At 61.3% G+C, this 23317-nt stretch carries 19 protein-coding genes; 16 read left to right on the top strand and 3 right to left on the bottom strand.

The window, feature by feature from the left end:
- Positions 1 to 167 precede the first annotated feature (167 nt).
- The 3 genes from dacB to H6935_10935 all read right to left on the bottom strand — a co-directional run bounded on the left by dacB (position 168) and on the right by H6935_10935 (position 4120).
- Entirely contained in the window at positions 168 to 1583 is a 1416-nt protein-coding gene (gene dacB, locus H6935_10945) for a D-alanyl-D-alanine carboxypeptidase/D-alanyl-D-alanine-endopeptidase (protein MCP5278861.1), read from the bottom strand.
- Positions 1584 to 1687: 104 nt separating this feature from the next.
- Positions 1688 to 2722 carry a Vi polysaccharide biosynthesis UDP-N-acetylglucosaminuronic acid C-4 epimerase TviC gene (tviC, locus tag H6935_10940; GenBank protein MCP5278860.1) on the bottom strand — a complete coding sequence of 345 codons (1035 nt, stop codon included), beginning with the start codon at positions 2720 to 2722 and terminating at the stop codon, positions 1688 to 1690.
- A gap of 114 nt (positions 2723 to 2836) precedes the next feature.
- Positions 2837 to 4120, bottom strand: a complete 1284-nt coding sequence (locus H6935_10935) for a nucleotide sugar dehydrogenase (GenBank protein MCP5278859.1) — start codon at positions 4118 to 4120, stop codon at positions 2837 to 2839.
- Positions 4121 to 4234: 114 nt separating this feature from the next.
- Between H6935_10935 and H6935_10930 the strand changes: the two genes are divergently transcribed.
- The 16 genes from H6935_10930 (at position 4235) to H6935_10855 (ending at position 23313) form a co-directional block, all read left to right on the top strand.
- A complete protein-coding gene (locus H6935_10930) occupies positions 4235 to 5011 on the top strand; it encodes a trypsin-like peptidase domain-containing protein (GenBank protein ID MCP5278858.1) in 777 nt (258 codons plus the stop codon).
- 6 nt (positions 5012 to 5017) lie between these two features.
- Entirely contained in the window at positions 5018 to 5467 is a 450-nt protein-coding gene (locus H6935_10925; protein MCP5278857.1) for a hypothetical protein, read from the top strand.
- A 49-nt stretch (positions 5468 to 5516) separates the two neighbouring features.
- A complete protein-coding gene (locus H6935_10920; GenBank protein ID MCP5278856.1) occupies positions 5517 to 5849 on the top strand; it encodes a hypothetical protein in 333 nt (110 codons plus the stop codon).
- Positions 5850 to 6114: 265 nt separating this feature from the next.
- Complete coding sequence (locus H6935_10915) at positions 6115 to 6705, top strand: FkbM family methyltransferase (protein ID MCP5278855.1); 591 nt, start codon at positions 6115 to 6117, stop codon at positions 6703 to 6705.
- Between the two features lie 13 nt (positions 6706 to 6718).
- Positions 6719 to 7717, top strand: coding sequence for a radical SAM protein (locus H6935_10910; protein MCP5278854.1), 999 nt, complete (start codon positions 6719 to 6721; stop codon positions 7715 to 7717).
- A 19-nt stretch (positions 7718 to 7736) separates the two neighbouring features.
- A complete protein-coding gene (locus H6935_10905) occupies positions 7737 to 8705 on the top strand; it encodes a GSCFA domain-containing protein (GenBank protein ID MCP5278853.1) in 969 nt (322 codons plus the stop codon).
- Between the two features lie 344 nt (positions 8706 to 9049).
- Entirely contained in the window at positions 9050 to 10672 is a 1623-nt protein-coding gene (locus H6935_10900; GenBank protein MCP5278852.1) for a hypothetical protein, read from the top strand.
- Positions 10673 to 10675: 3 nt separating this feature from the next.
- Positions 10676 to 12466, top strand: coding sequence for an asparagine synthase (glutamine-hydrolyzing) (gene asnB, locus H6935_10895; GenBank protein MCP5278851.1), 1791 nt, complete (start codon positions 10676 to 10678; stop codon positions 12464 to 12466).
- A gap of 35 nt (positions 12467 to 12501) precedes the next feature.
- The gene (locus H6935_10890; protein MCP5278850.1) at positions 12502 to 14727 is read left to right on the top strand and encodes a tetratricopeptide repeat protein; all 2226 of its coding nucleotides are present in this window, start codon (positions 12502 to 12504) and stop codon (positions 14725 to 14727) included.
- Between the two features lie 63 nt (positions 14728 to 14790).
- A complete protein-coding gene (locus H6935_10885) occupies positions 14791 to 15204 on the top strand; it encodes a prepilin-type N-terminal cleavage/methylation domain-containing protein (GenBank protein ID MCP5278849.1) in 414 nt (137 codons plus the stop codon).
- Between the two features lie 69 nt (positions 15205 to 15273).
- Complete coding sequence (locus H6935_10880) at positions 15274 to 15633, top strand: hypothetical protein (GenBank protein ID MCP5278848.1); 360 nt, start codon at positions 15274 to 15276, stop codon at positions 15631 to 15633.
- Between the two features lie 11 nt (positions 15634 to 15644).
- The gene (locus tag H6935_10875) at positions 15645 to 16130 is read left to right on the top strand and encodes a DUF2919 family protein (protein ID MCP5278847.1); all 486 of its coding nucleotides are present in this window, start codon (positions 15645 to 15647) and stop codon (positions 16128 to 16130) included.
- A 69-nt stretch (positions 16131 to 16199) separates the two neighbouring features.
- The gene (locus H6935_10870) at positions 16200 to 19454 is read left to right on the top strand and encodes a UvrD-helicase domain-containing protein (protein MCP5278846.1); all 3255 of its coding nucleotides are present in this window, start codon (positions 16200 to 16202) and stop codon (positions 19452 to 19454) included.
- A gap of 138 nt (positions 19455 to 19592) precedes the next feature.
- On the top strand, positions 19593 to 20822 hold the full coding sequence (argJ, locus tag H6935_10865; protein ID MCP5278845.1) for a bifunctional glutamate N-acetyltransferase/amino-acid acetyltransferase ArgJ: 1230 nt from the start codon (positions 19593 to 19595) through the stop codon (positions 20820 to 20822).
- 5 nt (positions 20823 to 20827) lie between these two features.
- Positions 20828 to 21781, top strand: a complete 954-nt coding sequence (locus H6935_10860) for an ATP-binding protein (protein MCP5278844.1) — start codon at positions 20828 to 20830, stop codon at positions 21779 to 21781.
- Positions 21782 to 21810: 29 nt separating this feature from the next.
- Positions 21811 to 23313, top strand: coding sequence for a YifB family Mg chelatase-like AAA ATPase (locus tag H6935_10855; GenBank protein MCP5278843.1), 1503 nt, complete (start codon positions 21811 to 21813; stop codon positions 23311 to 23313).
- The last annotated feature ends 4 nt before the right edge of the window (positions 23314 to 23317 follow it).

The raw sequence follows: 23317 nt of genomic DNA, 5'->3' as shown, positions 1-23317 counted from the left end.
ATGCGTCATGAAACCGTAAAAAGGCCTGCGGTTACGCGGGCTTAGCACCTCGGCATAAAAAATATGCACAGAATAATTCTATATAAAACAATGTGTTATAAAGCACCCCTTGCCGAGGGCGGCTACTTTGGCAGGAAAGCCCTGTCAAGCCCAAAAATGTGCATAAGTTATTGCTGATTTACTGCTTTGGCACCACCTGATTGCGAAGTAATGGTGTAGGCGTGGACCCATTTCACCAAGGCCTCCTGGGCCACCATGGCCGCACTGGCCCTGGGGTGATTGATGAAAATCACCAACGCCCGGCGCACCCCATCCTGCCCCAGAACATAGCCCGCCAGGTTGCGGGCGCCATTCAGGGTTCCCGACTTGAGCCAGGCCTTGCCGACCAGGTCCGGACCCCCTGCGCCATTGCCATTGAAACGGCTTCTTTGTGTACCCTCCAGGCCCACGGCGGGCAGGGAAGCCGCAAACTCGAAATAGGCCGGCTGCCGGGACGCCCACGCCAGCAGCGACGCCATGGCCGCGGCGGATATCCGTTCGATGCGGGAGAGGCCCGAGCCGTTGTCCAGCACCAGTTTCGGCACCGCCAGGCCCTTCTCCTCCAGCCAGGCCCGCACGGCCCGCTCTGCCTTGTCCCAGGTGGCGGGCCCGCCGAACCGGGCCACCCCCATATTTAGATACAGCATCTTTGCCATGACGTTGTTGCTGTGCTTGTTCACATCCCGCACCAGCAGGCTGAGGGGCACGGAATCAAATACCAGGAAGAGGCCGGCGTCGGGCCCCACCACTCCCTCCCGCACCGCGCCCTGGTGGATGCCGCCCAGTTCCCGCCAGGTGTTCTGGAACCAGGCACCAACGTTGGCCGGGGGCGGGTCCAGGTTCAGGGACAGGGCCCGGTCGCCGCATTGGCTGGACAGGCTGCCCTCGAGCACCAGCGTGTTGCCCTCAAGCCGGGTGGACACCCGCTCGCCCCAGGCATTGCAGGGGGCATCCGCGGGCTGCATCCGATTGTCCAGAGCCAGGGCGTCCAGGGGTGGATCCAGCCGGGCGATGACCCGGTCCTCCCGGGCGCAAAGGCGCAGCAGGCGGGTGTTGAAATTCACCAGCAAGGCAGCGGGCTGGGCGTTGTAGGGCCGCAGGGGTGACTGGTCGAAGGCCCCGGGGTTCCGGGCCTCGATGGCGTAATAGCTGTTGTCCAGCAGCACGTCGCCTTGGATCTCGCGCAGGCCCCGCTGGCGCAATTCCCGCAGCAGCAGCCAGAAACGCTCCGGCGTCATGCCCGGGTCGCCGCCGCCTTGCAGCACCAGGTTGCCCGTGAGGACGCCGTCTTTCAGTTCGCCGTCCAGCCACGCCAGGGTCTTGAACACATGGGCCGGCCCCAGGCTGTCCAGGGCCGCCAGGGTGGTAACCAGCTTCATGACCGACGCGGGGTTGAAGGCCCGATCCGCGCCGTGGAACAGGATGGGGGTACCGTCCAGTTCCTGGACAGACACGCCCACATGGGTGTCCGGAATACCCGCCTGTTTGAGGGCCTGGGTGAAGGACTCCGGCAGGTCGGCCTGGGCCGAACACCAAATCGTCATGCCGGCGAAGGCCGAAATCCAGATGCGTAGCCAACTCCCTGTACCCCGGCCTTCGCCAGGGTGATGCCCAACGAGGAATGTCCTGCCAGCCCCGCCCGTCCGCATCAACGCCCGGTCAGGTCTTGCACGTACCAGTCCATGGCCTCCGCCAGACCTTCCTTGATGCGGTGGCTGGGCGCGTAGCCGAGCAGGGTACGGGCCTTGGAGATATCCGCCAGGGAATGGCGCACGTCGCCGGCGCGGAAGTCCCTGTAGCTGGGCTTGAAGCCTCTCAGATGCGGGAAGCGGGGCTCCAGGGTGGTGCGGATGGCCTCGAACAGGTCGTTCAGGGTGGTGCGGTCCCCCACGGCCACGTTGTAGACCTGGTTGGTGGCTTCCTCGTTTTCCGCCGTGGCCGCCAGCAGGTTGGCCTGGACCGTGTTGGCGATGTAGCAGAAGTCCCGGCTGGTTTCGCCGTCGCCGTTGATCCACACGGGCTCGTTGTGGATCATGGCCGAGGTCCATTTGGGTACCACGGCGGCGTACGCGCCCTCCGGGTCCTGGTGGGCGCCGAAGATGTTGAAGTACCGGAGGCCGATGGTACGGAAGCCATAGGCCCTTGTGAACACGTCGGCGTACTGCTCGTTCACCAGCTTGGTCACCGCATAGGGCGACAGGGGTTTGCCGATGACGTCCTCCACCTTGGGCAGGCCCGGGTGGTCGCCGTAGGTGGAGCTGGAGGCCGCGTAGACGAAGCGGGCCACCTTCGCGTCTCGCGCCGCCACCAGCATGTTTAGGAAGCCGTCGATGTTGGCGGTGTTGGTGGTGATGGGGTCTTCCAGGGAGCGGGGCACTGAGCCCAGGGCCGCCTGGTGCAGCACGTAGTCCACCCCGGCGCAGGCCTGGCGGCAATCCGCCAGCGTGCGGATATCTCCTTCGATGAACATGAAACGGGCCCATTGCTCCGGCGTCACCGCCGCCCGGATCTGCTCCAGGTTGTGGCGGTGTCCGGTGGCGAAGTTGTCCAGGCCCACCACGTGCTGGTCCAGGGTGAGCAGGCGCTCCAGCAGGTTGCTGCCGATGAAACCGGCAACACCGGTTATCAGCCAGGTTTTCGGCTGGTTCGGGAGGTTTTCGAGGAGGTCCGAGTAGGCGGTCATGGAAAGAGCCAGGTGCAAGATTCAAGATGCAAGATACAAGGTAAGCCCGTCAGTAACCGGCGTGCGGGGCGACTGAATTTCCTTGTCCCTTGAACCTTGTGCCTTGCGCCTGCATTACATCCGCCAGAGGGTAGCCCCAGCAGCACGAATGGCCACCGGATCGTAGGCGGACTTCACGTCGGTGAACACGCCGCCCTTTTTCAGCCTGCCAAGGATGTCGGAGAGGGGCATGGCCTTGTACTGCTTGTGGGACACGGCGGCGACGATGGCGTCGGCGTCGGTGGGCAGCTTGTCCCAGGGCGTCAGGCTGATGCCGTATTCGTGCTCGGCCTCGTGGTTCTCGGCGATGGGGTCGTGCACGGCCACGTCGCAGCCGAAGGATTGCAGCTCCTTCACCAGGTCCGCCACCTTGGAGTTGCGCAGGTCCGGACAGTCTTCCTTGAAGGTGAGGCCCAGGACGATGACCTTGGCGCCCTTCACGGCACTGCCGTTGCTGATCATGTTCTTCACCGTCTGCTGGGCCACCCAGGCGGCCATGCCGTCGTTGATGCGCCGGCCCGCCAGGATCACCTGGGGGTGGTAGCCCAGGGCCTCGGCCTTGTGGGTCAGGTAATACGGGTCCACGCCGATGCAGTGGCCGCCCACCAGGCCGGGGCGGAAGGGCAGGAAGTTCCACTTGGTGCCGGCGGCCTGGAGCACTTCCAGGGTGTCGATGCCGATGCGGTCGAAGATCAGGGCCAGCTCGTTCATGAGGGCGATGTTCAGGTCCCGCTGGGTGTTCTCGATGACCTTGGCGGCCTCGGCCACCTTGATCGAGCTGGCCCGGTGCACGCCGGCGACGATGACGGATTCATACAGGTCGCCCACGGTCTTCAGTGTGGCTTCGTCGTCGCCGGACACCACCTTGACGATGCGGGTGATGGTTCTTTCCTTGTCGCCCGGGTTCACCCGCTCGGGGGAGTAGCCCACGTGGAAGTCCTGCATCCACTTCATGCCGGAGTGCTGCTCCAGCAGGGGGATGCAGACTTCTTCGGTGGCGCCGGGGTAGACCGTGGATTCATACACCACGATGGCGCCCTTCTTCATGTGCTTGCCCACAGTGGTGCTGGAGCCCACCAGAGGAGAGAAGTCGGGGATGTGGGCCTCGTCCACGGGGGTGGGCACGGCGACGATGATGACGTCGGCCTGGCCGATGCTGGCGGGGTCGGTGCTCACTGTCAGCCGGGTGGCCGCCTTGAGATCCTCGCTGCTGACCTCGCCGGTGGGGTCGCAGTAGTTCTTGTAATGGGCGATCTTGGCTTCCGACAGGTCGTAGCCAATGGTTTCGTACTTCTTGCCGAACTCGACAGCCAAGGGCAGGCCCACATAACCCAGGCCCACAACAGCGACAGTGGTCATGACAACTCCTTTAATCACAATAGCAGGATGATAAAAATCAGGGGCATTCTAATGGTTAAGGTCCATGGCATCATGGGCCATGCTTCAATGCGGCAACCAAAACAGGACTTCTTCATGCAGATTCACCTTGTCCAAGCCCTACTATCGGTCTGTACTTGCCTTTTATTGAATGTTTTTCCCGCCAGGGCGGATATCGTGACCCTGCTGCCCGGCATCAAGCCTGCCATCGTCGGCGTCGGCACCTTCCACCCCCTTGCCGCACCCCGCGTGCGCCTCATGGGCACGGGCTTCGTGGTGGCCGACGGCCGGCACGTCATCACCAACGCCCACGTGCTGCCCTCCATCATGCAGGAGGAAAAGGGCGAATCCCTGGCCGTATTCATCCGTGACGGCGCCGAAGTGCGCACCAGAAAGGCCGAAGTGGCGGCCAGGGACGTGGAGCACGACCTGGCCCTCCTGCGCCTGGAAGGCACACCGCTGCCGGCCCTGCGCCTGGGTCGCTTCTCGGACGTAAGGGAAGGACAGGTCTATTACTTCACCGGTTTCCCCGTCGGCGCCGCACTCGGTCTCTACCCCGCCACCCACCGTGCCGGCCTGGCCGCCATCGCCCCCATCTACAGCCCCCCCTCCAGCGTGAAGAAGCTCACGCCCAAGCTCATCCGCCAGGCCGATGACCCCTTCCTCATGTTCCAGCTGGACGCCGTAGCCTACCCCGGCAACAGCGGCAGCCCACTGTACGACGGCGAAACCGGCGAGGTCATAGGCGTCATCAATGCGGTGTTCGTGAAGGGGGCCAAGGAAAATGCGTTGAAGGACCCCACCGGCATCACCTACGCCATACCTTCCAGGTATGTGCGGACCCTGATCGAACAGGCAGATCTGAAGCCCTGATCGACGATGTTTCCGTTGCCACTCACCCTCGTCGCAGCGCCCTCGAAGGCACTGCGAAACGGCCTGCTGGGCATGCACGCCATCGGCCTGGTTGCCCTCTGGCTGTCGGACTTGACCACTCACCTCCAGGCAATGCTCGGCCTGTTACTCCTGGCCAGCGGCACCTGGCGGCTCAGGACCCCACACTCCCTGACGCTGGCTTTCCACCGGGACGGGCAGTTCGCCATCCAAATGCATGGGGCACGCCTACCATCCGCGCTGGGCCTCCAGCAGGCCATCCTGCCCTGGATCGTCGTACTCCGCTATCGCCTGGGCGACAGAGGACGTACCCGGCAACACCTCCTCCTCCCGGACTGCCTGCCTGACCAGGATCTGCGGAGGCTGCGGGTATGGTTGAAGTGGAGGGCCAGGAAGGGGAGGATGTTTGGCGGGATAGATACCAAGCGTGAGCCTTAAGCGACCGCCTCACCCAATCGAGTCATTTCCATGGCATAGAATGCGGCTCATGCGACTCACCCCACAAGCCAGTGAAATCATCCGTAGCAGCGCAGTGGAAGAGTTTGGCCTGGAAACCTCCTTGCAGCCCATACTTATGCAGGCCGCCTCCACGGGAATTTCCTTGTTAATCGCCCGGATGACGGTTATCGGTCATTTCATCTCCACACTTAGCATCCTGGCCAAGGAAGCACATTACCTCGAATGGAGCATGGCCCGCCTGTTCGCACGAACCATCCACAGCCAGTGGATTGATACCCAAGATGACAAGCCAGTTCGGGCTGAACAGTTCGGCGTGGTAGGGGTAGTAGCGACATGGCCGGAGGCTTGTCAGTCAGGTTAGCCAACCTAAGCCTCCAGGACCATGATCAGATAAGGCATGGGGATATAGTCAAATGTTGTCAAACATCATCAAATCGCTTTTCACTAAACCTACGGCACCCCTCCAAGACAATGAGAAGGTTTTAGAAGAACTTCGGCATACAGCCCGGCACTATGAGGCATCCCTGCCTTTGGTAAGCGTGAGCGTAGGCGGACACAAAATCAGATTCGCTATCCTCAATGAAAAATGCCTCTACTTCGCCCTGAGCCTGGAGCGCCGCGAGCCCATGACGAACAAATGGATTCTCGCGTTCGACCGGGATGACGTGTTCTTCGACGTGGGCAGCAACAACGGGGTCTTCGCCCTCATGGCCGCCGTGGTGCCCGGGTGCCGGGTCTACGCCTTCGAGCCCCATTTCGCCAGTTATTACACCCTGGTCCACAACGTCTATGCCAATGACCTGCAGGAACGGGTGCATGCCTATCCCCTGGCGGTGTCTGACAAACTGGGCTTCGACAACCTCTACCTGTCCGCCATCACGGCCGGCAAGTCCCTCAACAACTACGGCGACGCCCGCCCCAGCGAAGAAGAACTCTGGCACGCGGTGATTCCCCAGGCGGCGGTATCGGTGTCCATCGACGAGTTCGTGCGCAACACCGGCGTCGTGCCCAACCACATCAAGGTGGACGTGGACGGCATCGAACCCAAGATCGTGGCCGGCGCCCGGGAAACCCTGGCGGACGCCAGACTCAAAAGCATCATGATCGAGATCGACGAGAAAGACCCCCAGCACATGGCCATCCACGACGTGATGAAGGACTCGGGCTTCAACCGCTTCCTCAAGGACGAGGCAGGCGTGTTCTTCTTCCGCGACTGAGGAGCAATTTGCCGTGAACCCCTTCGCCGCCCCCCAGCGCCTGGCCAAGCTCACCATCGAGATCACCACCCTGTGCAACCTCAAGTGCGCGGGCTGTCCCCGCACCACGGCCATGGCCCAGGGGGCCTGGGCCGACCTGCACATCCCCCTGGAGCGCTTCCAGCGCATCCTGGATCACATCCCCTTCACCGAGTTCGTCACCCTCCACGGCATCGGCGAGCCCACCCTGCACCCCCAGTTCACCGAGCTGGTGGCCATGGCCAGGCAGAGTGGCAAGTTCGGGCGCATGAAGATGACCACCAACGCCCTGTCCCGCACGGTGGACTACTACGCCCAGTCCGTGGCGGCCGGTCTGGACGAATTCTGGGTGTCCGTGGACAGCCTGGACCAGGGCATCGCCGACCAGATGCGGTTCGGCACCAAGGTGGAAAAGCTGGAGCGGCAGGTGGGCGGCTGCCTGGCCGCAGGCCTGCCGGTGCACATCTCCATGGTGGTGAGCGCCGTCAACTACAGGGACATCCCCGCCACCCTGCTGAAACTTCATGCCCTGGGAGCCCCGCCGGTGCACATGCAGGAATTCCAGGACTTCGGCGACCCCTACGGGCTCATGAGCCAGGCCCAGCGGTTGGAGTTCCTCAATGCCCTGGCCGCCGTGCTGCCCAGGGTACCCGGCATGAAGATCCTGCCGCCCAACTTCGCCCGTCCCAAGGGCGACATATGCACCGCCCCCTGGTTCCGCCCCGCCATCTCCGTGGAGGGCTTCCTCACCCCCTGCTGCACCACCTTCGACCCGGAGCAGTTCGGCCGCGTGAACCTGGTGGACCTGACGTTCCAGGAGGCCTGGCAGCAGCCTTCCCTCCATGCCTGGATCCGGCGCTTCATCCAGGATCAGACCGAGATCTGCCACGGCTGCGGCCTCAACCCCCGGGGCTTCGGCACCGGCCAGGTGCTGGGCCGTTCCGGCAAGACGGGGCAGGAGGCCCACGTGCTGAAAGCCGAACCGCGCGGATAAGGAAACCCGAGGCTCCGCCATGTTCTTCAACAAACTTGTCCCTGCCGACCACCCCAACAAGAAGTGGGAGGTGCTGTTCAAGTCCGGCATCCTCACGGTGGGCAACAAGCACGTCTTCAACACGGGGCAGAAGTTCTTCACCATCGGTAGCTGCTTCGCGGAGGAGATCCGCAAGGCTCTCACCTCCCGGTACGTGACCTGCTATCCGGAATACAGCCGCATTCGGCTGGACCCGGACCGCATGCAGATCGACACCCTGCCCCAGCGGGAGCACATGAACTATTACAACACCTTTTCCATCCGCCAGGAGATCGAGCGTGCCGCCGGCCTATGGGTACAGGACCGGGACGACATATGGCCCCTCAAGGGCCGGACCATCGAGAACGGCAAGCTCACCATGCGGCAAGACGGCAGCGTCTGGCAGGACCCCTACCGCCGCTTGGTCTTCGGCAAAACAGAGGCCGACCTATGGTCCGCCATCGACCAGATCAACACCGTCATGAAGGAAGGTATGGCGCAGTCCGACGTCCTGGTCATGACCCTGGGGATGACCGAGGTCTTCCGCAAGAAGAACAATGGACTGGTGTGCAACCAGATCCCCGTCTACGGGGGTGGCGCGGGCCTGAAGGAAACCGAGTTCCATGCCAGCGACTATGAGGAGAACCTGGCCAACCTGCGCCGGGCCTTCGCCCTGTTGCGCCAGATCAACCCTGCCATCCAGGTGGTACTCACCGTTTCCCCCGTGCCACTGCAACGGAGCTTCGGCCCCCATGACATCTTCGTGAACAACTATGAAAGCAAGTGCACTCTGCGAGCCGTGGCTGCAAAGATCTGCCGTGAATTGGACTGGGTACATTATTTCCCCTCCTTCGAAATTGTCTGGGGAATCGGCGACACAGCCTACCAAGCACGGGACCGACTGCACGTAAAGGAAGAGGTGGTAGGGCGCATCATCGATGTGTTTTTACAGACACATTTCGAGTTCTGACTTATTGGGAGTATCGATTATCCACAGCCAATAACACTTCGATTTCAGTATCCCAATGATATGGACTGAAACCCCCATCTTTCGCGTTGGGCTTGACGAAAAAGCTCTCAATGAAGCCGGCTTAAAACTCCTCTCTATCTAATCCGAAGGAATCAAGGCACCTCATGTTGCTGAAAATAATTAAGCGGTACTTCGCTTCATATCCCACCTCTCCACCACCTGCGGTTAGTGAGGAGATGGCTGTGTCAAGTCATCAGACTGATAACTTAGTGAGTCTGATAGAACATGCCGCGACACTGTGCACGAACACCATCTCTCATCAAGCTACATCTAGATTGCATACGATGGCGGAACGCTTCGGCACGTTCACCTCTGATAATGTAAACTCTCCCAACATATTTGTATACCACGTAGACCTAGGCGAAAGAAGTCAACTAAATTACCGAGACGTTGCTTTTGATGCATCAAGGTATGACTATGAAGTCGTCATCGACACTTTCCTCAAATGTATTCATTCCTGGCTCACAGATTACACGGTCTACCTAGTCACTCAAATTAATTCTCCATTAAAAAGATTCGCATCAAGACACGTTCGCGTTGTTGAACTTGACCTAGATACCGAGCGGCCCATGTATGAGCGTGTTTTTGCCATGTGCGCTTACACCCATTCAACCGCTTTCGCAAATGACACACTCTTTTTAGACAGCGACGCTTTCTTGAATGCAGACATCAGGCCTTATCTTGAGGCTGACTTCGATGTCGCCATAACAACCCGTGATATACCGGGTCTCATGCCAGTAAATGAGGGTGTAATCATTGCTCGTTCGGAACGGACCGAGTCCGTGAAGGCCTTTTTCCTACGCTATTTATCCACCTATGAAGCTCTTGCCGAGGATTCGGCCACACAGACATTTTATGGAGACATCCGTAAATGGCGTGGTGGCCAACTTAGCCTCAATGCGATTACCTATAATGTAGCCCCATTTTCCCCTTACCGAACTCTCAGCATTGATGGCACACGAATTCGCCCCCTACCGTGCGAAGTCTTCAATTATTCTCATGAATACGGCGCTTCTTTGCGAGCAGAGAAGCTCAACGAAAAAATATTTGTTCATCTAAAGGGATCACGCAAGGATGTTATCGAACAGTTCCGTGCATATATTGAAAGGAGAAAGGCCAGCTCTGAGTTCCTACAACCTCAATTCGCCATGTTCAACAAGATGTATCGAGAGGCCCCCTTTACGACACCGGATTCTCGCACCGCTTTCGCCAATCACCTTGTTGCCTGTGCGCAGGCCACTGCCGCCAATACTCCTGGCTCTAGCGCTTTGCTTGCTGATGACCAGTTCGTCTGGTTTCGAAACCTGGGTTTCCTGACCGACCTAGAATTTACTTCGGCTTTCGCCCCTTATCGTGAGGATAGCGTTTTGCGGGCACGCATCTGGCGCGTTTACATGCTCTGTTGGGCCGCCCGCACTTGCATGAATTTGCCAGGGGACTTTGTAGATCTGGGTTGTTACGACGGACGCACTGTTGACATTGTAAGCAGATATATACGCTTCGAAAAGTCCAATAAGCATTATTACCTTTATGATCTGTTCGATAACCCAACCCCGGAAAGTCGAAAGTCCGCCCATGGACCAAACCTGTACGGCACGGTATGCGATCTGTTCGCGGACCGGATCAACGTCCATGTCATTTCAGGCGCAGTTCCGCATAGTTTTCAAAAAGGCTTGCCTGATCATATAGCATTTGCACAAATAGACTTGAATGAAGCGGATGCCGAAATTGCCGCTTTGGAAATCCTATTCGATCGCGTTGTCCCTGGCGGTATCCTCATCTTGGATGACTATGGCTTCAAACGCTATGCGGAAAGCCATATACGTGAAACGGAATTTTTTAGCTCACGTAGCCACTTTGTGTTCGAATCACCCACGGGTCAAGGCCTGGTCATAAAACGGAGCTAAGTCATGTGCGGTATCGCAGGCCTGATTTCCACCACCCCAACCAATAATTCCGCGCTGAATGCTGAAGCCATTGTACGGCGACTTTGCCACCTCCAGGCCCACCGGGGGCCTGATGCCGAAGGTATTTGGATTGACCCTTCCCACCGAGTTGTGCTGGGCCATCGTCGCCTTTCTATTATCGACCTTGATGCACGTAGCAATCAGCCCATGCAAAGCTCGGGTGGGCGGTTCGTACTGAGCTACAACGGTGAAATCTATAATTTTCCCGAATTGCGACGTGAAATGGAGCAAACCGGCTCGATTTTCCGTACCACTTCGGACAGTGAGGTTCTGCTGGAAGGGTACGCCCGTTGGGGCTATTCAGTTTTCGAACGGCTTGATGGGATGTTCGCCCTTGCCCTCTTCGACACCCACACGGGGAACTTGCTACTCGCTCGGGACAGGCTAGGCGAGAAACCCCTGTTCTATGCCCACACCACCGACTATATCGGCTTCTCTTCGGAGTTCCGGCCTCTATTGAGCTTGCCAGGTGTTTCGCGCGAAGTCAGCGAAACCAGCCTCTATGAATATTTCGCGCTGCGGTACATTCCCGCCCCCAATACCTTGTTCGGCAGTATTCATGCCGTTCAGCCCGGTGTGGTATGCACAATCTCGCAGGATGGGTCTATCAATGAACGGTCCTTTTTTGCCTTCGACCTTTCAAATCAACGCGGTCCTTACGAGAAGGAGTCCTACCTGGACACATTGGAAGAAGCGCTCGTCGCATCGATCCGCAGCAGGCTCATCGCTGATGTACCTCTCGGCGCATGGCTCTCCAGCGGCGTTGATTCCAGTCTCGTATGTGCCTTGGGCGCCCGTCGCCTAGGCAAGGAACTGCACTGTTATAGCGCGGGGTTTATGGGAGAGGAAGACGAAACAACGTCTGCAGAAAAAATTGCCGAGGCGCTCGGCCTCCCTTTTACTCGCTACCTGATCACTCAGGACGATCTGCTTTCTACCATTTCCCGCTTCGGTACCTATCTAGACGAACCCAATGGTGACCGTAGTTGCGTCCCTACCCTCCTTCTTTCAGAACAGATGCGTCGCCAGGTAACAGTGGCACTTTCAGGTGATGGCGGTGATGAATTGTTTTGTGGGTATGGCCGTTATCTCGGCGCCTCCCAGTCATCTGAAGCACCGAATAACCCCTTTGAAACCCTCAATGATTATTTCTCACGTTTGTTGCCAGTTTTTCCATGGCATCAATTGGACCTTGCCTTCCCTGAACAGGCTCTAAATTTTCGGCGGCGTTTTCTTTCACGCTTTACCGCCGTCATCGCGCGTCATGATTTGAACGCATTCGATCGCCTGCGCTTGGTGGACCTACACAGCTACTTGCCTGGTGCCGTGTTAGCCAAGGTGGACCGCATGAGCATGCGCCATGCATTGGAGGTCCGGACCCCATTTTTCAGTCCCGCCATCCTTGCCACAGCCTCTCGACTGCCTGCCTCACTGTGCGCTTCTGGCGGCACACTCAAGCTAGCGTTGCGTGCTGTCCTGGCTCGCTATCTGCCAGATTCCCTGATTCGCCATGACAAGCGCGGTTTCGGCATGCCTCCTGCCTTCATGCATCAACATGCCGAGTTCTTTGCTGAAATGGCGCGCGCAGCCGATGAAACCTTGCATGATTGGTACCCCTTCCGGGACAGAACGAAGGCCTATGACATCTTACATTCCGCTTCGCGTGCGAACGTCAACAGTTATTGGGCATGGATTGCCTTGGGCCAATGGGTGGACTCAAACCAAAGCCATTGATCTGTCGCATACCCTGAACGAAACCAAATTTGTCCATGCTTTTGCGAACGTTTAAGTCTATTTTGTTTCCTGCAACGGAAACAATAAAAGAATCCATTCCAGATCAAGTCCGCCGTTTGATTCGGGAGAAACGCGCGCAGGAAGCACATGCCCTGCTCCTGCCTCTGCTTGGTAAGGCAGGCCAGGCACCCGAAGTCATGGCCCTCATTGGAGAAGTGGAATACCACCTCAAGCACATAGCGGAGGCGGAAGACCTCTTCATGAAAGCGCTCCGTGAGAAACCAGGACTTGCCATGGCACATTATGGTTTGTCGCTTACATACTACGAATCGGGCCGCTACTTCGATGCCTTGGCTCAAGCGCAATACGCCTGCAATCTCAGTCAAAGAACTGCGCGTTACCTGGCCCAGCTAGGCTTGTGCCAAATCGCCACGAAATCTTACGGCCCCGCGCGTGACACCCTCCGCCAGGCCGTGCTGCTCGACCCTGAAAATGTTCCCGCGCTAAATAATTTTGCCATTGCCCTCCAGGTCCTTGGCGACACCGACGATGCCTTACGCCATATCCGGCGCGCGCTGGAACTTGACCCCGACTATGAACCCGCGCAACAAAATCTGGCCCTTTTCGCCGCTCCACCGGACTATTCAACCCATTTCGACGCCGAGGCTGGCGTAATCGAACTGCATCCCCACGCACATGACCGTCCACCAAGCTATGGCCTCTCGAGCGATGACATATCCCGGCTGGAATCTCAGTTCAGCGCGCATCCCGATGATGTGGACCTCGCCTCCCGCCTAATTCAAGCCCATATGAATGCCTTGCGTGTCGAGGATGCCCGCGACATCCTGCGCATCGCCCTGGCGCACCACCATGAACATGTGGATTTGCTCGTGCTGAAAGCCAAAATTGCCTCGCAGCTTGGCCAGCTTCGCTTGGCGCGTGATATTTACGAACGCGTCGTGGCCAGATCCCCCGACCATGTGGAGGCCCTGCTCGGGCTGGGCCAGGTGTTGCGCGATCTTGGCAAAGTCAATGACGCGGTAGCTCCAACCGAACGGGCCGCGGCCCTGTCCGACAAACCGGAAACCCTCATCCAACTCGCATTCACATATTCAAACGCCTGTCGCTACCCTGAATGCTTGGCCACCTGCGACCGGGTGGAAGCCCAGGCGCCCTCCGTGGCTCCTTTTCTTCTTTCAAGTCGCGCAGTCTCCCATGCCTATCTTGGCAATTTCGATGAAGCCATGAAGCTGGTTCATCAGGCCCAGCAGCATGAAGCCACTTCCGCGGGTTTTCAGGTTTTCCTGGGGATGCTGCAACTTCAGAATGAAGATTACGCGGCCGGCTGGGAAGGTTATCGGCACCGCGCGCTGCTGGATGCCGAACACCAACGCCTGCTGCCCTATCCCCATTGGCAAGGCGAAGACCCCGCCGGAAAGACCATTCTGATACTGGCCGAACAAGGGCTGGGAGACCAGGTGATGTTCACCTCCTGCCTGCCCGACCTCCTGGCGCTCCACCCCAAGCGGGTGTTACTGGAGGCGCATGAACGCGTGGAGAGAACCCTCGCCCGCTCGTTTCCCGAGATCCAGGTCTTCGCCAGTGGGCAAAAAAACTTCGACTGGCTGCCTGCGGGACTGGAGCCTGACTATTACCTGCCCATTGCCGACCTTCCTTATTATTTCAGGCGGAACCGAGAGGCATTCCCCAAGCATCGAGGTTATCTGTCGGCGGATCGCGAAAGGGTCGCCTACTGGCGAGAGCGCCTGGGAACAGGCCGTCCAGCCATTGGTTTCACCTGGCGTGGAGGTCTGCAAAGAACCCGCCAGGCCATACGCTCACTCGCGCTCGATCAGCTAGCTCCCCTACTCTGTGATCCGCACGCCCGCTTCGTGAACCTTCAATATGGTGATGTGGCCGAGGAAATCTCCGCATTTGCTGGCAAGCAAGGCTTGGATATTCTCAATTTCCCCGAGGCCATGGCCGATCTCGACGAATTCGCCGCCCTCATCTGTGCACTGGATATGGTGATCACTGTCTGCAACACCACAGTCCACTATGCCGGTGCGCTGGGCAAACCCTGTTGGGTGTTAACCCCCCACGTTCCAGAATGGCGCTATGGCCTCACTTCACCCAGCATGCCTTGGTACCCTTCGACCCGCATGTTCCGTCAACCCATGCCAGGTGACTGGGATGCCGTCCTCCAGCAAGTCCAGGTAGCATTGTCAGCATGGTTGCAGTGCCCTCGAAATGAGGCATGAAGCTTGCTTAAGGCCAGTGCCACATCGGCCCCACAACACAAGGAGTCTCTTATGAAGAAATCCATGCAAAAGGGTTTTACCCTGATCGAGCTGCTGATCGTCGTGGCGATCATCGGTATTCTTGCCGCCATCGCCGTGCCCGCGTACACGGACTACCGCATCAAGGCGCGTGCCTCGGAATTGATCCTAGCCGCCTCTTCGATGCGCACCGCCGTTGCCGAACAAGTCCAGAGTGGCAGGGATCTGGTGGATATTGATGGCCTGGCTGCCGGAGCTACTCAATACGTCGCCGCAGTCTCCGTAACGAACGGCATCATTGGTGTCGTCGGCATCGATGCTGCCATTGGCGTAGCGGCAGCGGACCACATTTCAATTGTGATGACCCCCAGCGTGAGCGCGGTTGCCCCCACAAACGTCGTGGCTTGGAGCTGCACGATGACCCCCACCAAGTACGCCCCTGGCACTTGCGCCGGTTGATCTTCGCTTTTTCTAGAACCAGTGGCCTGACAATTTTCGTCAGGCCACTGTCACTTTACGGCACTCTGTATGGTATTAAGACTACTTAACAACCTGCTAGGCAAAGCCAGCGCTGAGTTCGGTTCCAACCTGGCAAATCGCTTATCCCTGCTCTACCCGCCTTCCTTGGATAAGCCTGGCGACCATAAAATATCTGCCAATCGAATTGCCAACATCCTTGAGGGTCTCTATGGGGAAGCCCAGTCCTTCCGCTACAACAACAAACTCGGGCTCATTGGGCGTACGCGACTGAGCCATGCTTTCAAGTGGCGTTTGATCGAGCACAACTACAGCAAGGAATTCATCGATATGGCTACAGAAGGGTTGGTTGTTTACCTGCATAAGCCACTTAATTCTGCTGAAAACCCTAAGAAATCCCCTAAACGGTAAATCACCCTAGGATGGATTGGGCTTACCCCCCCGAATCATTCGACCGCTACCTGGCCCTGAAGCCCACCTTCCTGCTGGTCGCGATCATGATCTACTGCACCTTGCCCCTGGTGTTCATCCTGCTGGCCTATAACCCGAGCCCCAAGTTGCAGGTGGCGTTCATGCCCCTACAACACTACGCCACGCCCTTCTCCTTGTTGTGCGGCCTGCCCGCCGCCCTGGTCATCGGGGCGTGGGTCAAGCGTTTGCCCGATTCAGGCAACGCGTGGCGGCATATCTGGCGGCTGGGGAAATGGCTGCTCAGTTTGTCCCTGGTTTCCCAGTTGCTTTTGCTGTACTCCCAGGTGCACGCCTCGCTCTGGGCAAGCTACGCCCTCACCACCAAGGACCGTTTTCTGCTGGTCCAGATGGGCCTCTCTCTCCTGGCGCTCTACTACCTGTGGCGCGTGCGCAGGGTTTCGGATGTCTTCGACGATTTCCCGTCCAAGCCCCAATAGCCCTGACCGTATTCCCGCATCCCATCGCCCGAGTTTTCTAATTCCGGCCGTGCCGTTAAATTGGGGCCGATGGATGCCCCCGAACTTCTCGCCGCCCTTGATCCCAGCCATAGCTCTATAGTCGAGGCCTGCGCCGGCAGCGGCAAGACCTGGCTGCTGGTGTCCCGCATGCTGCGGCTGATGCTGGCGGGCGCCGAACCGTCCGAACTGCTGGCCATCACTTTCACCCGTAAGGCGGCGGAAGAGATGCGGGCTCGGCTGGATGCGTGGCTCCAGGACCTGGCCCTGTTGCCTGATGACCAGGCCATGGATTTCCTCATGCAACGTGGCTTGGGCGAGCAAGATGCCCGGGCGGCCCTGCCCTGTGCACGCGGCCTGCTGGAGGCGGTGCTGACAGCCCGCCCGGGCCCCCTCATCACGACATTCCATGGCTGGTTCTTTCATCTCCTGGACCATGCCCCCCTGACCCGGCAGATCGCGCAGGAACTGGTGGAGCACCCTGCCCTCCTGGGGGAGGAGGCCTGGTTCGATTTCACCGAGTCACTGGGCAAGACCCCAGGCACGCCCCCAGTCCAAGCCTTCGAGGAACTGGCACACCACTTCCCCCTGGGCAGTTTCCGCGATCTGCTGGATGCCCTGCTTGAACGGCGCGCGGAGTGGTGGGCCCATGGCGCCGACAGGGACCGGGCCCAGGCTGACCTGGAGACGCTATTGGGCGTCACCGAGGAGGCATCCCCCCTGGACGATCTCTTCAATCAGCCGGGCCTGGCGGCCCATGTGGAGGAATATCGCCAGCTCCTCGGCCAGGAAGCCGGGCGGCTGAAGTCGGAAGCCAAGCGCGCCCAATCGCTAGACGCCGCCCTTGACGCTTGGTCCACGTGCCGGGATACCTGCTTCGAGAACCTTTGCCGCTGTCTGCTCACCGATGGGGAGCCCCGGGTGCTCAGGCTCACCCGGACGCTGGATGGCAACCTGGGCCCGGAGGCGGCACAACGTTATGTGGCCCTCCACCAGCAGTTGGCGGAGGAACTGGTCCGAGCACGCCAGCGTCTGGCCGAGCAACGTGCCTTGCATTTAAACCGCCTGGGCCTCACCGTCGGGCTGGCTTACCTGGAGCATTTCCAGCGCCTCAAGGCGGATCAGGGGGCCATGGACTTTACCGACGCCGAGATGGAAGTGGCCCGGCTGCTCTCTGACGAAGCGGCTGCGGCGGCCGTATTCATCAAGCTGGATGCCCGCTGGAAGCACCTGCTGCTGGATGAGTTCCAGGACACCAACCCCTTGCAATGGGGCATTCTCAGGGCCTGGCTGGATGCCTACGGACAGGACGGCAGCCATCCCACGGTCTTCCTAGTGGGAGACCCCAAGCAATCCATTTACCGTTTCCGTCGTGCCGAGCCCCGCCTGTTCCAGGCTGCGGGTGCCTGGCTGGCGGAACATTATGGGGCCCGGCACTTCCCCCAGAACGAGACGCGCCGTTGCGCACCCCGGGTGGTGGCCTGGGTGAACGCGGTGTTCGCCCAGCGCCCGGACTACGCAGGGTTTGCCGCCCACACGGCCCACCAGGCCCAATTGCCCGGCTGGTGCGAGTTATTCGCTACCGATCCCGCAGATGGCGTGCCCCAGGCGCCGGGGGAATGCCGCCTTCCACTGACCACGCCCCCTTTCAGTCCCCCACATCGGCGAAGCCATGAAGCCGCCTGGGTGGCCCGTCGCATCCATGAAATCGTCGGCCGGCTGGAAATCCGGGACACCCCGCCCCGCCCCGCCCGATATGGCGACATCACCCTGCTTTATGCCAAAAGGGCCGATATCCAGGTCTTCGAGGATGCCTTCAAGGCTGTAGGCATTCCCTACATCACGGACCGCCGGGGGGAACTGCTGAACACCCTGGAGGCCCGGGACTTCACCGCCCTTCTGACCTGCCTGGTGGATCCCCGGGACGACCTGGCTCTGGCCCATGCCCTGAAATCCCCCATTTTCGGCCTGGGCGACCAGGACCTCCTGGCCCTGGCCCAGGATGAGGAGACTTCCTGGTGGGATCGTCTTGCCGCCTGGGCAAACCGGCCCCAGGCACCCGAGTCAATCCGCCGGGCCGCCCTTCTGCTGGGCGAATGGCATGCCTTGGCCGGCACCGTGCCCGTCCACGACCTGCTGGACCGTATCTATCATCAAGGCGATGTGAGCGCCCACTACGCCATGGCTGTCCCGCCCGCCCTGCAGGCTACCGTGCAGGCCAACCTGGAGGGCCTGCTGGGCCTTTCCCTCTCCCTGTCCGGGGGGCGTTATCCCAGCCTGCCCCGTTACCTGGACGAGTTGCGGCGCCTGCGGGACAAGGCAGGACAGGAGGGTCCCGACGAGCCTCCTGCCGCCGCCGGCGACCGGGTGCGCATGCTCACCATCCACAGCGCCAAGGGCCTGGAATCCCCAGTGGTCTTTCTCATCAAGGCCGACGCCACGGCGGGACAGGACACGGCCTACGGGGTGCTCATGGACTGGCCACCCGACGCGGAGCGCCCGGCCCATTTCTCCCTATACGGGCCCAAGGAGTGGAGGGGCCCCGGCCGGGATGCCCTGTTCCAGCGTGAGAAGGCACAGGCTGACACCGAGCGGCTCAACCTGCTCTACGTGGCCATGACCCGGGCACGACAGGCCCTGTTTGTCTCCGGAGTCCAGTCCCGCAAGGAAGAGGACTCATCCTGGCTGGCCCAGTTAACTTCAGCCCTGTCGCAATGCGACATGGCGGCATTGCCTGCCATGACCTGGCGGGAAAAAGCCCCCCCGGCAATGGCTGCAGCCCAGGCCATGGCGGGCATGCCCCCACCGGCCGGGTGGCCCGGCATCGGCAGCCGCCGTCCCCTGGAGGGTCCGGAAGCCACTCTGGGCACCCTCCTTCATGCCTGGCTCGAACATCGCACCAACGGCATGGACGAAGCCCAGGCCAGGGTCCAGCTCGGCCTGGCCCCAGCCGAGGCAAATAGAATCGCGGCCATGGGCAGCACCATCCTTTCCCTGCCGGACCTGGCCCCGGCCTTCGATTCCGCCCGGTTCCTGCGCGCCCACAACGAGCTGGAATTCCTCGATGAGGCAGGCCGGTCGGCACGCATGGACCGGCTGGTGGAATTCGAGGCGGAGGTATGGGTACTGGACTACAAGACCGGTGGCCTGGGGGAGGTGGACCTGGGCCGCCGGGCCGGACCCCACCTGGAGCAGATGGCCCGCTACGAACAGGCCGCCCGGGGCCTGTTCCCCGACAAGACGGTGCGTACCGCCCTGGTGTTCGGGGATGGCCAGGTGTACTGGTGTCCGCAAACACCCACCTGACCGGCACATCCCCCGGACGCGCTGGCGCATTTCCGGGATACCGGGGTGGTCCCCGGTAACCTGGAGGAGGCGAAGCCGAGTCCGGGGCACTGGATATTTCCCATTAAAATGGCCGCATCTTTTACAGGAACCACCGCCATGCCCGTCAACCTTCCCACCCCAGACCCTGCCGCCCTCCTGCCCGTGCCCGGCGTGGAGCTGGGCATCGCCTCCGCCGGAATCAAGAAGCCCGGACGCAAGGACGTGCTGGTCATGTCCATCGCCCCGGATTCGGAAGTGGTGGGCGTGTTCACCCAGAACCGCTTCTGCGCCGCGCCGGTGACGGTGTGCAAGGAACACCTCCACGGCGAAGGCCACATCCGGGCCCTGGTGGTGAACACCGGCAATGCCAACGCCGGCACTGGCGCAGACGGACTGGCCCGGGCACGCCAGACCTGCGCCGCCCTGGCTGAGCGGATGGGCATCCAGCCCGAGCAGGTGCTGCCCTTTTCCACCGGCGTCATCCTGGAACCCCTGCCCCTGGAAAAGGTCGTGGCCGCCCTGCCCGCCGCCATCGCCGACCTTAAACCGGCCAACTGGGCCCAGGCGGCGGAAGCCATCATGACCACTGACATCGTGGCCAAGGCCGCCTCCCGCAAGGTGGCCCTGAATGGCGTGGACTTCGTTGTCACCGGCATCGCCAAGGGTTCCGGCATGATCCATCCCAACATGGCCACCATGCTGTCCTTTCTGGCCACGGACGCCCCCGTGTCCTGCGAGGCCCTGGAGGCCATCCTGCGCCACGCCGTGAACAAGTCCTTCAACTGCATCACCGTGGACGGCGACACTTCCACCAACGACTCCTGCATCCTCGTCGCCACCGGCGCCACTGCAGCACCGGTGATCATGGACGACGGCGACCCCCGATTCGCCTCTCTCCAATCCGCCGTCACCGAGGTCATGATCCAGCTGGCCCAGGCCATCGTGCGGGACGGCGAAGGCGCCACCAAGTTCATGGAAGTGCGCGTGGAAGGCGGCCGCGACGAGGCCGAGTGCAAGCAGGTGGCTTATGCCATCGCCAGATCCCCCCTGGTGAAGACCGCCTTCTTCGCCTCAGACCCCAATCTGGGCCGCATCCTGGCAGCCATCGGCTATGCGGGCATCGACGATCTTGACGTGGACCGCATACGGCTCTGGCTGGGCAACGTGCTGGTGGCCGAAAACGGCGGTCGGGCCGGGTCCTACCAGGAAGCGGAAGGCGCCCGGGTCATGGCCGCGCCGGAGATCAACGTGCGTGTGGACCTGGCCCGTGGCAATGTCGTGGCCACCGTGTGGACCTGCGACTTCTCCTACGACTACGTGAAGATCAACGCAGAATACCGGACCTGACCAACATGCCCGGCGAAGACTACGACGAGCTAGACGAACTCCTGGGCGAGGCCGCCGACGCTGCCCCGGTCTACCGGGTGTCCCCGGAACTGGCTCTGCTCATAGCCCGGGGCAACGACCTGCTTAACCGGCTGGATGCCTGGCTGCCGCCGCCGCCACCCGTCATCGACTGGCGCACTGCCCTGGCCTGTCGCTGGCGCGCCGAGCCAGGCCGGGGCAGGGGCCGATTGGTGCCCGTGACCACCCTCAACTGCCCACCCTGGGAGGCCCTCGCCCGCATCGACGAGCAGAAGTCCGCCCTGGAACGCAACACGCGCCAGTTCCTCAAGGGGCTGCCGGCCAACAACGTGCTGCTTACCGGCAGCCGGGGTTGCGGCAAGTCCTCTCTCATCAAGGCCCTGCTGCCTCGCTTTGCAAGACAGAAATTGCGATTGGTGGAGGTGGACCGGGACGACCTCATCCATCTCCCGGACATCACCGAGCGCCTTGCGGACCAGCCCTGGCGTTTCATCCTGTTCACGGACGACCTGTCCTTCGAGCCCGGCGACGCCGCCTACAAACCCCTCAAGGCCGCCCTGGATGGCTCCGTGGCGGGGCTGCCGGAGAACGTGCTCATTGCCGCCACGTCCAACCGGCGCCACCTCATGGCGGAATTCATGGCTGAAAACACGGCAGCCAATTCCGACGAGCGGGGCGAGATCCGGCCCGGTGAAAGCACCGAGGAGAAGGTCAGCCTGTCGGACCGCTTCGGCCTGACCCTGACCTTCTGGCCCTTCAGCCAGGACGACTACCTGGCCATCGTCGCCGGCTGGGTGGAGGCCCTGGGTGGCTCCGCCACCGGGGCCATGAACCAGGAAGCCCTGCAATGGGCCATACAGCGGGGCGGCCGCTCCGGCCGGGTGGCCCAGCAGTTCGCCCGGGACTGGGCAGGCCGTCAGGGACTGCGAAGAAAGCGTTGAGGCCGCAAAGAAAATGACAGGGAGAGAATATGTCGCTAGCCGTTGTCAGGAGCCGCGCCCTGGCGGGCATGGAGGCCCCGGAAGTCGTCGTTGAGACCCACCTGGCCAACGGCCTGCCCTCCTTCACCCTGGTGGGCCTGCCGGAAGCGGAGGTGAAGGAGGCCCGTGACCGGGTACGGGCCGCCTTGCTGCAATCCGGTTACGAGTTCCCCCAGCGCCGCATCACTGTCAACCTGGCGCCCGCCGACCTGCCCAAGGAGTCCGGCCGTTTCGACCTGCCCATCGCCCTGGGCCTGCTGGCCGCTTCCGGCCAGTTGCCCATCCCCGCCCTGGACGGGTACGAGTTTGCTGGCGAGCTGGCCTTGACCGGAGCCCTGCGCCCCATCCGGGGCGCCCTCGCCATGATGCTATCCGCCAGCAAGGACCGGAGGGCCTTCATCCTGCCCCTGGACAATGCGGAGGAGGCCGCCCAGGTCCAAGATGCCCGGGTGTTCGGCGCCCGGAGCCTGCTGGAGGTCTGCGCCCACCTCATGGACCATACGCCCCTGGTCCAGGCTGTTCCACGTGAAACAACCACTGACCTGCCCTACCCCGACCTGGCCGACGTGAAGGGCCAGCAGGCGGCCCGGCGAGCGCTGGAAGTCGCCGCCGCCGGAGCCCATTCACTTCTCATGAGCGGGCCGCCGGGCACGGGCAAGTCCATGCTGGCCCAGCGCCTGCCGGGCATCCTGCCCCCCATGACCCAGGAGGAGGCCCTGGAGTCTGCCGCCGTGCTGTCCCTGTCCAGCGTGTTCCGGCCCGAGGCCTGGGGACGGCGGCCCTTCCGCTCACCCCATCACACGGCCTCGGGCATCGCCCTGGTGGGAGGAGGCAACCCGCCCCGGCCCGGCGAGGTGAGCCAGGCCACCCATGGCGTGCTATTCCTGGACGAGCTGCCCGAGTTCGACCGCAAGGCCCTTGAAGTGTTGCGGGAACCCCTGGAGAACGGCCGCATCACCATCTCCCGGGCTGCTCGGCAGTCGGATTTTCCCGCACGCTTCCAGATGGTGGCGGCCATGAACCCCTGCCCCTGCGGTTTCCTGGGGCATCCCTCGGGCAAGTGCCGCTGCACGCCGGAACAGGTGGCCCGCTACCGGGGGCGTATTTCCGGTCCCCTGCTGGACCGCATCGACCTGCATATCGAGGTGCCCGCCCTGCCCGAGGCGGACCTCATCCGCATGGGGGATAACGAAGGCTCCGCCGAGGTTCGCGCCCGTGTCATACGGGCCCGGGATATACAGCTCCAGCGGCAGGGAAAACCCAACGCCCATCTCGCGGGGCAGGAGATCGAGCGCCATTGCCTGGCGGATGGCGAGGCCCTGGCCCTGCTGAAACAGGCCATCGCCCGCCTCAATCTTTCCGCCCGGGGCTACCACCGGGTGCTGCGCGTGGCGCGCACCGTCGCCGACCTGGCAGGCACCGAGGTGATCCGCCCGTCCGATGTGGCCGAGGCGGTGCAATACCGTCGTTTGGCCAGCCCGGCTTCTGGTTGATAAT

It is taken from the genome of Thiobacillus sp., assembly GCA_024235835.1.
In the GTDB taxonomy this organism is placed as follows: Bacteria; Pseudomonadota; Gammaproteobacteria; order Burkholderiales; family Thiobacillaceae; genus PFJX01.
The sequence above is the reverse complement of the archived record's forward strand: the minus strand, read 5'-3'. Positions and strand labels throughout refer to the sequence as shown.

Bases quoted from the DNA above. Each gene is read 5' to 3' on its own strand.
- H6935_10870 (MCP5278846.1), top strand. From the start codon at position 16,200: ATGGATGCCCCCGAACTTCTCGCCGCCCTTGATCCCAGCCATAGCTCT.
- H6935_10855 (MCP5278843.1), top strand. From the start codon at position 21,811: ATGTCGCTAGCCGTTGTCAGGAGCCGCGCCCTGGCGGGCATGGAGGCC.
- argJ (MCP5278845.1), top strand. From the start codon at position 19,593: ATGCCCGTCAACCTTCCCACCCCAGACCCTGCCGCCCTCCTGCCCGTG.
- H6935_10880 (MCP5278848.1), top strand. From the start codon at position 15,274: ATGGTATTAAGACTACTTAACAACCTGCTAGGCAAAGCCAGCGCTGAG.
- H6935_10930 (MCP5278858.1), top strand. From the start codon at position 4,235: ATGCAGATTCACCTTGTCCAAGCCCTACTATCGGTCTGTACTTGCCTT.
- H6935_10925 (MCP5278857.1), top strand. From the start codon at position 5,018: ATGTTTCCGTTGCCACTCACCCTCGTCGCAGCGCCCTCGAAGGCACTG.
- H6935_10875 (MCP5278847.1), top strand. From the start codon at position 15,645: ATGGATTGGGCTTACCCCCCCGAATCATTCGACCGCTACCTGGCCCTG.
- H6935_10890 (MCP5278850.1), top strand. From the start codon at position 12,502: ATGCTTTTGCGAACGTTTAAGTCTATTTTGTTTCCTGCAACGGAAACA.
- H6935_10885 (MCP5278849.1), top strand. From the start codon at position 14,791: ATGCAAAAGGGTTTTACCCTGATCGAGCTGCTGATCGTCGTGGCGATC.
- tviC (MCP5278860.1), bottom strand. From the start codon at position 2,722: ATGACCGCCTACTCGGACCTCCTCGAAAACCTCCCGAACCAGCCGAAA.
- asnB (MCP5278851.1), top strand. From the start codon at position 10,676: ATGTGCGGTATCGCAGGCCTGATTTCCACCACCCCAACCAATAATTCC.
- H6935_10860 (MCP5278844.1), top strand. From the start codon at position 20,828: ATGCCCGGCGAAGACTACGACGAGCTAGACGAACTCCTGGGCGAGGCC.
- H6935_10920 (MCP5278856.1), top strand. From the start codon at position 5,517: ATGCGACTCACCCCACAAGCCAGTGAAATCATCCGTAGCAGCGCAGTG.
- H6935_10915 (MCP5278855.1), top strand. From the start codon at position 6,115: ATGACGAACAAATGGATTCTCGCGTTCGACCGGGATGACGTGTTCTTC.
- H6935_10935 (MCP5278859.1), bottom strand. From the start codon at position 4,120: ATGACCACTGTCGCTGTTGTGGGCCTGGGTTATGTGGGCCTGCCCTTG.
- H6935_10905 (MCP5278853.1), top strand. From the start codon at position 7,737: ATGTTCTTCAACAAACTTGTCCCTGCCGACCACCCCAACAAGAAGTGG.
- H6935_10900 (MCP5278852.1), top strand. From the start codon at position 9,050: ATGGCGGAACGCTTCGGCACGTTCACCTCTGATAATGTAAACTCTCCC.
- dacB (MCP5278861.1), bottom strand. From the start codon at position 1,583: ATGACGATTTGGTGTTCGGCCCAGGCCGACCTGCCGGAGTCCTTCACC.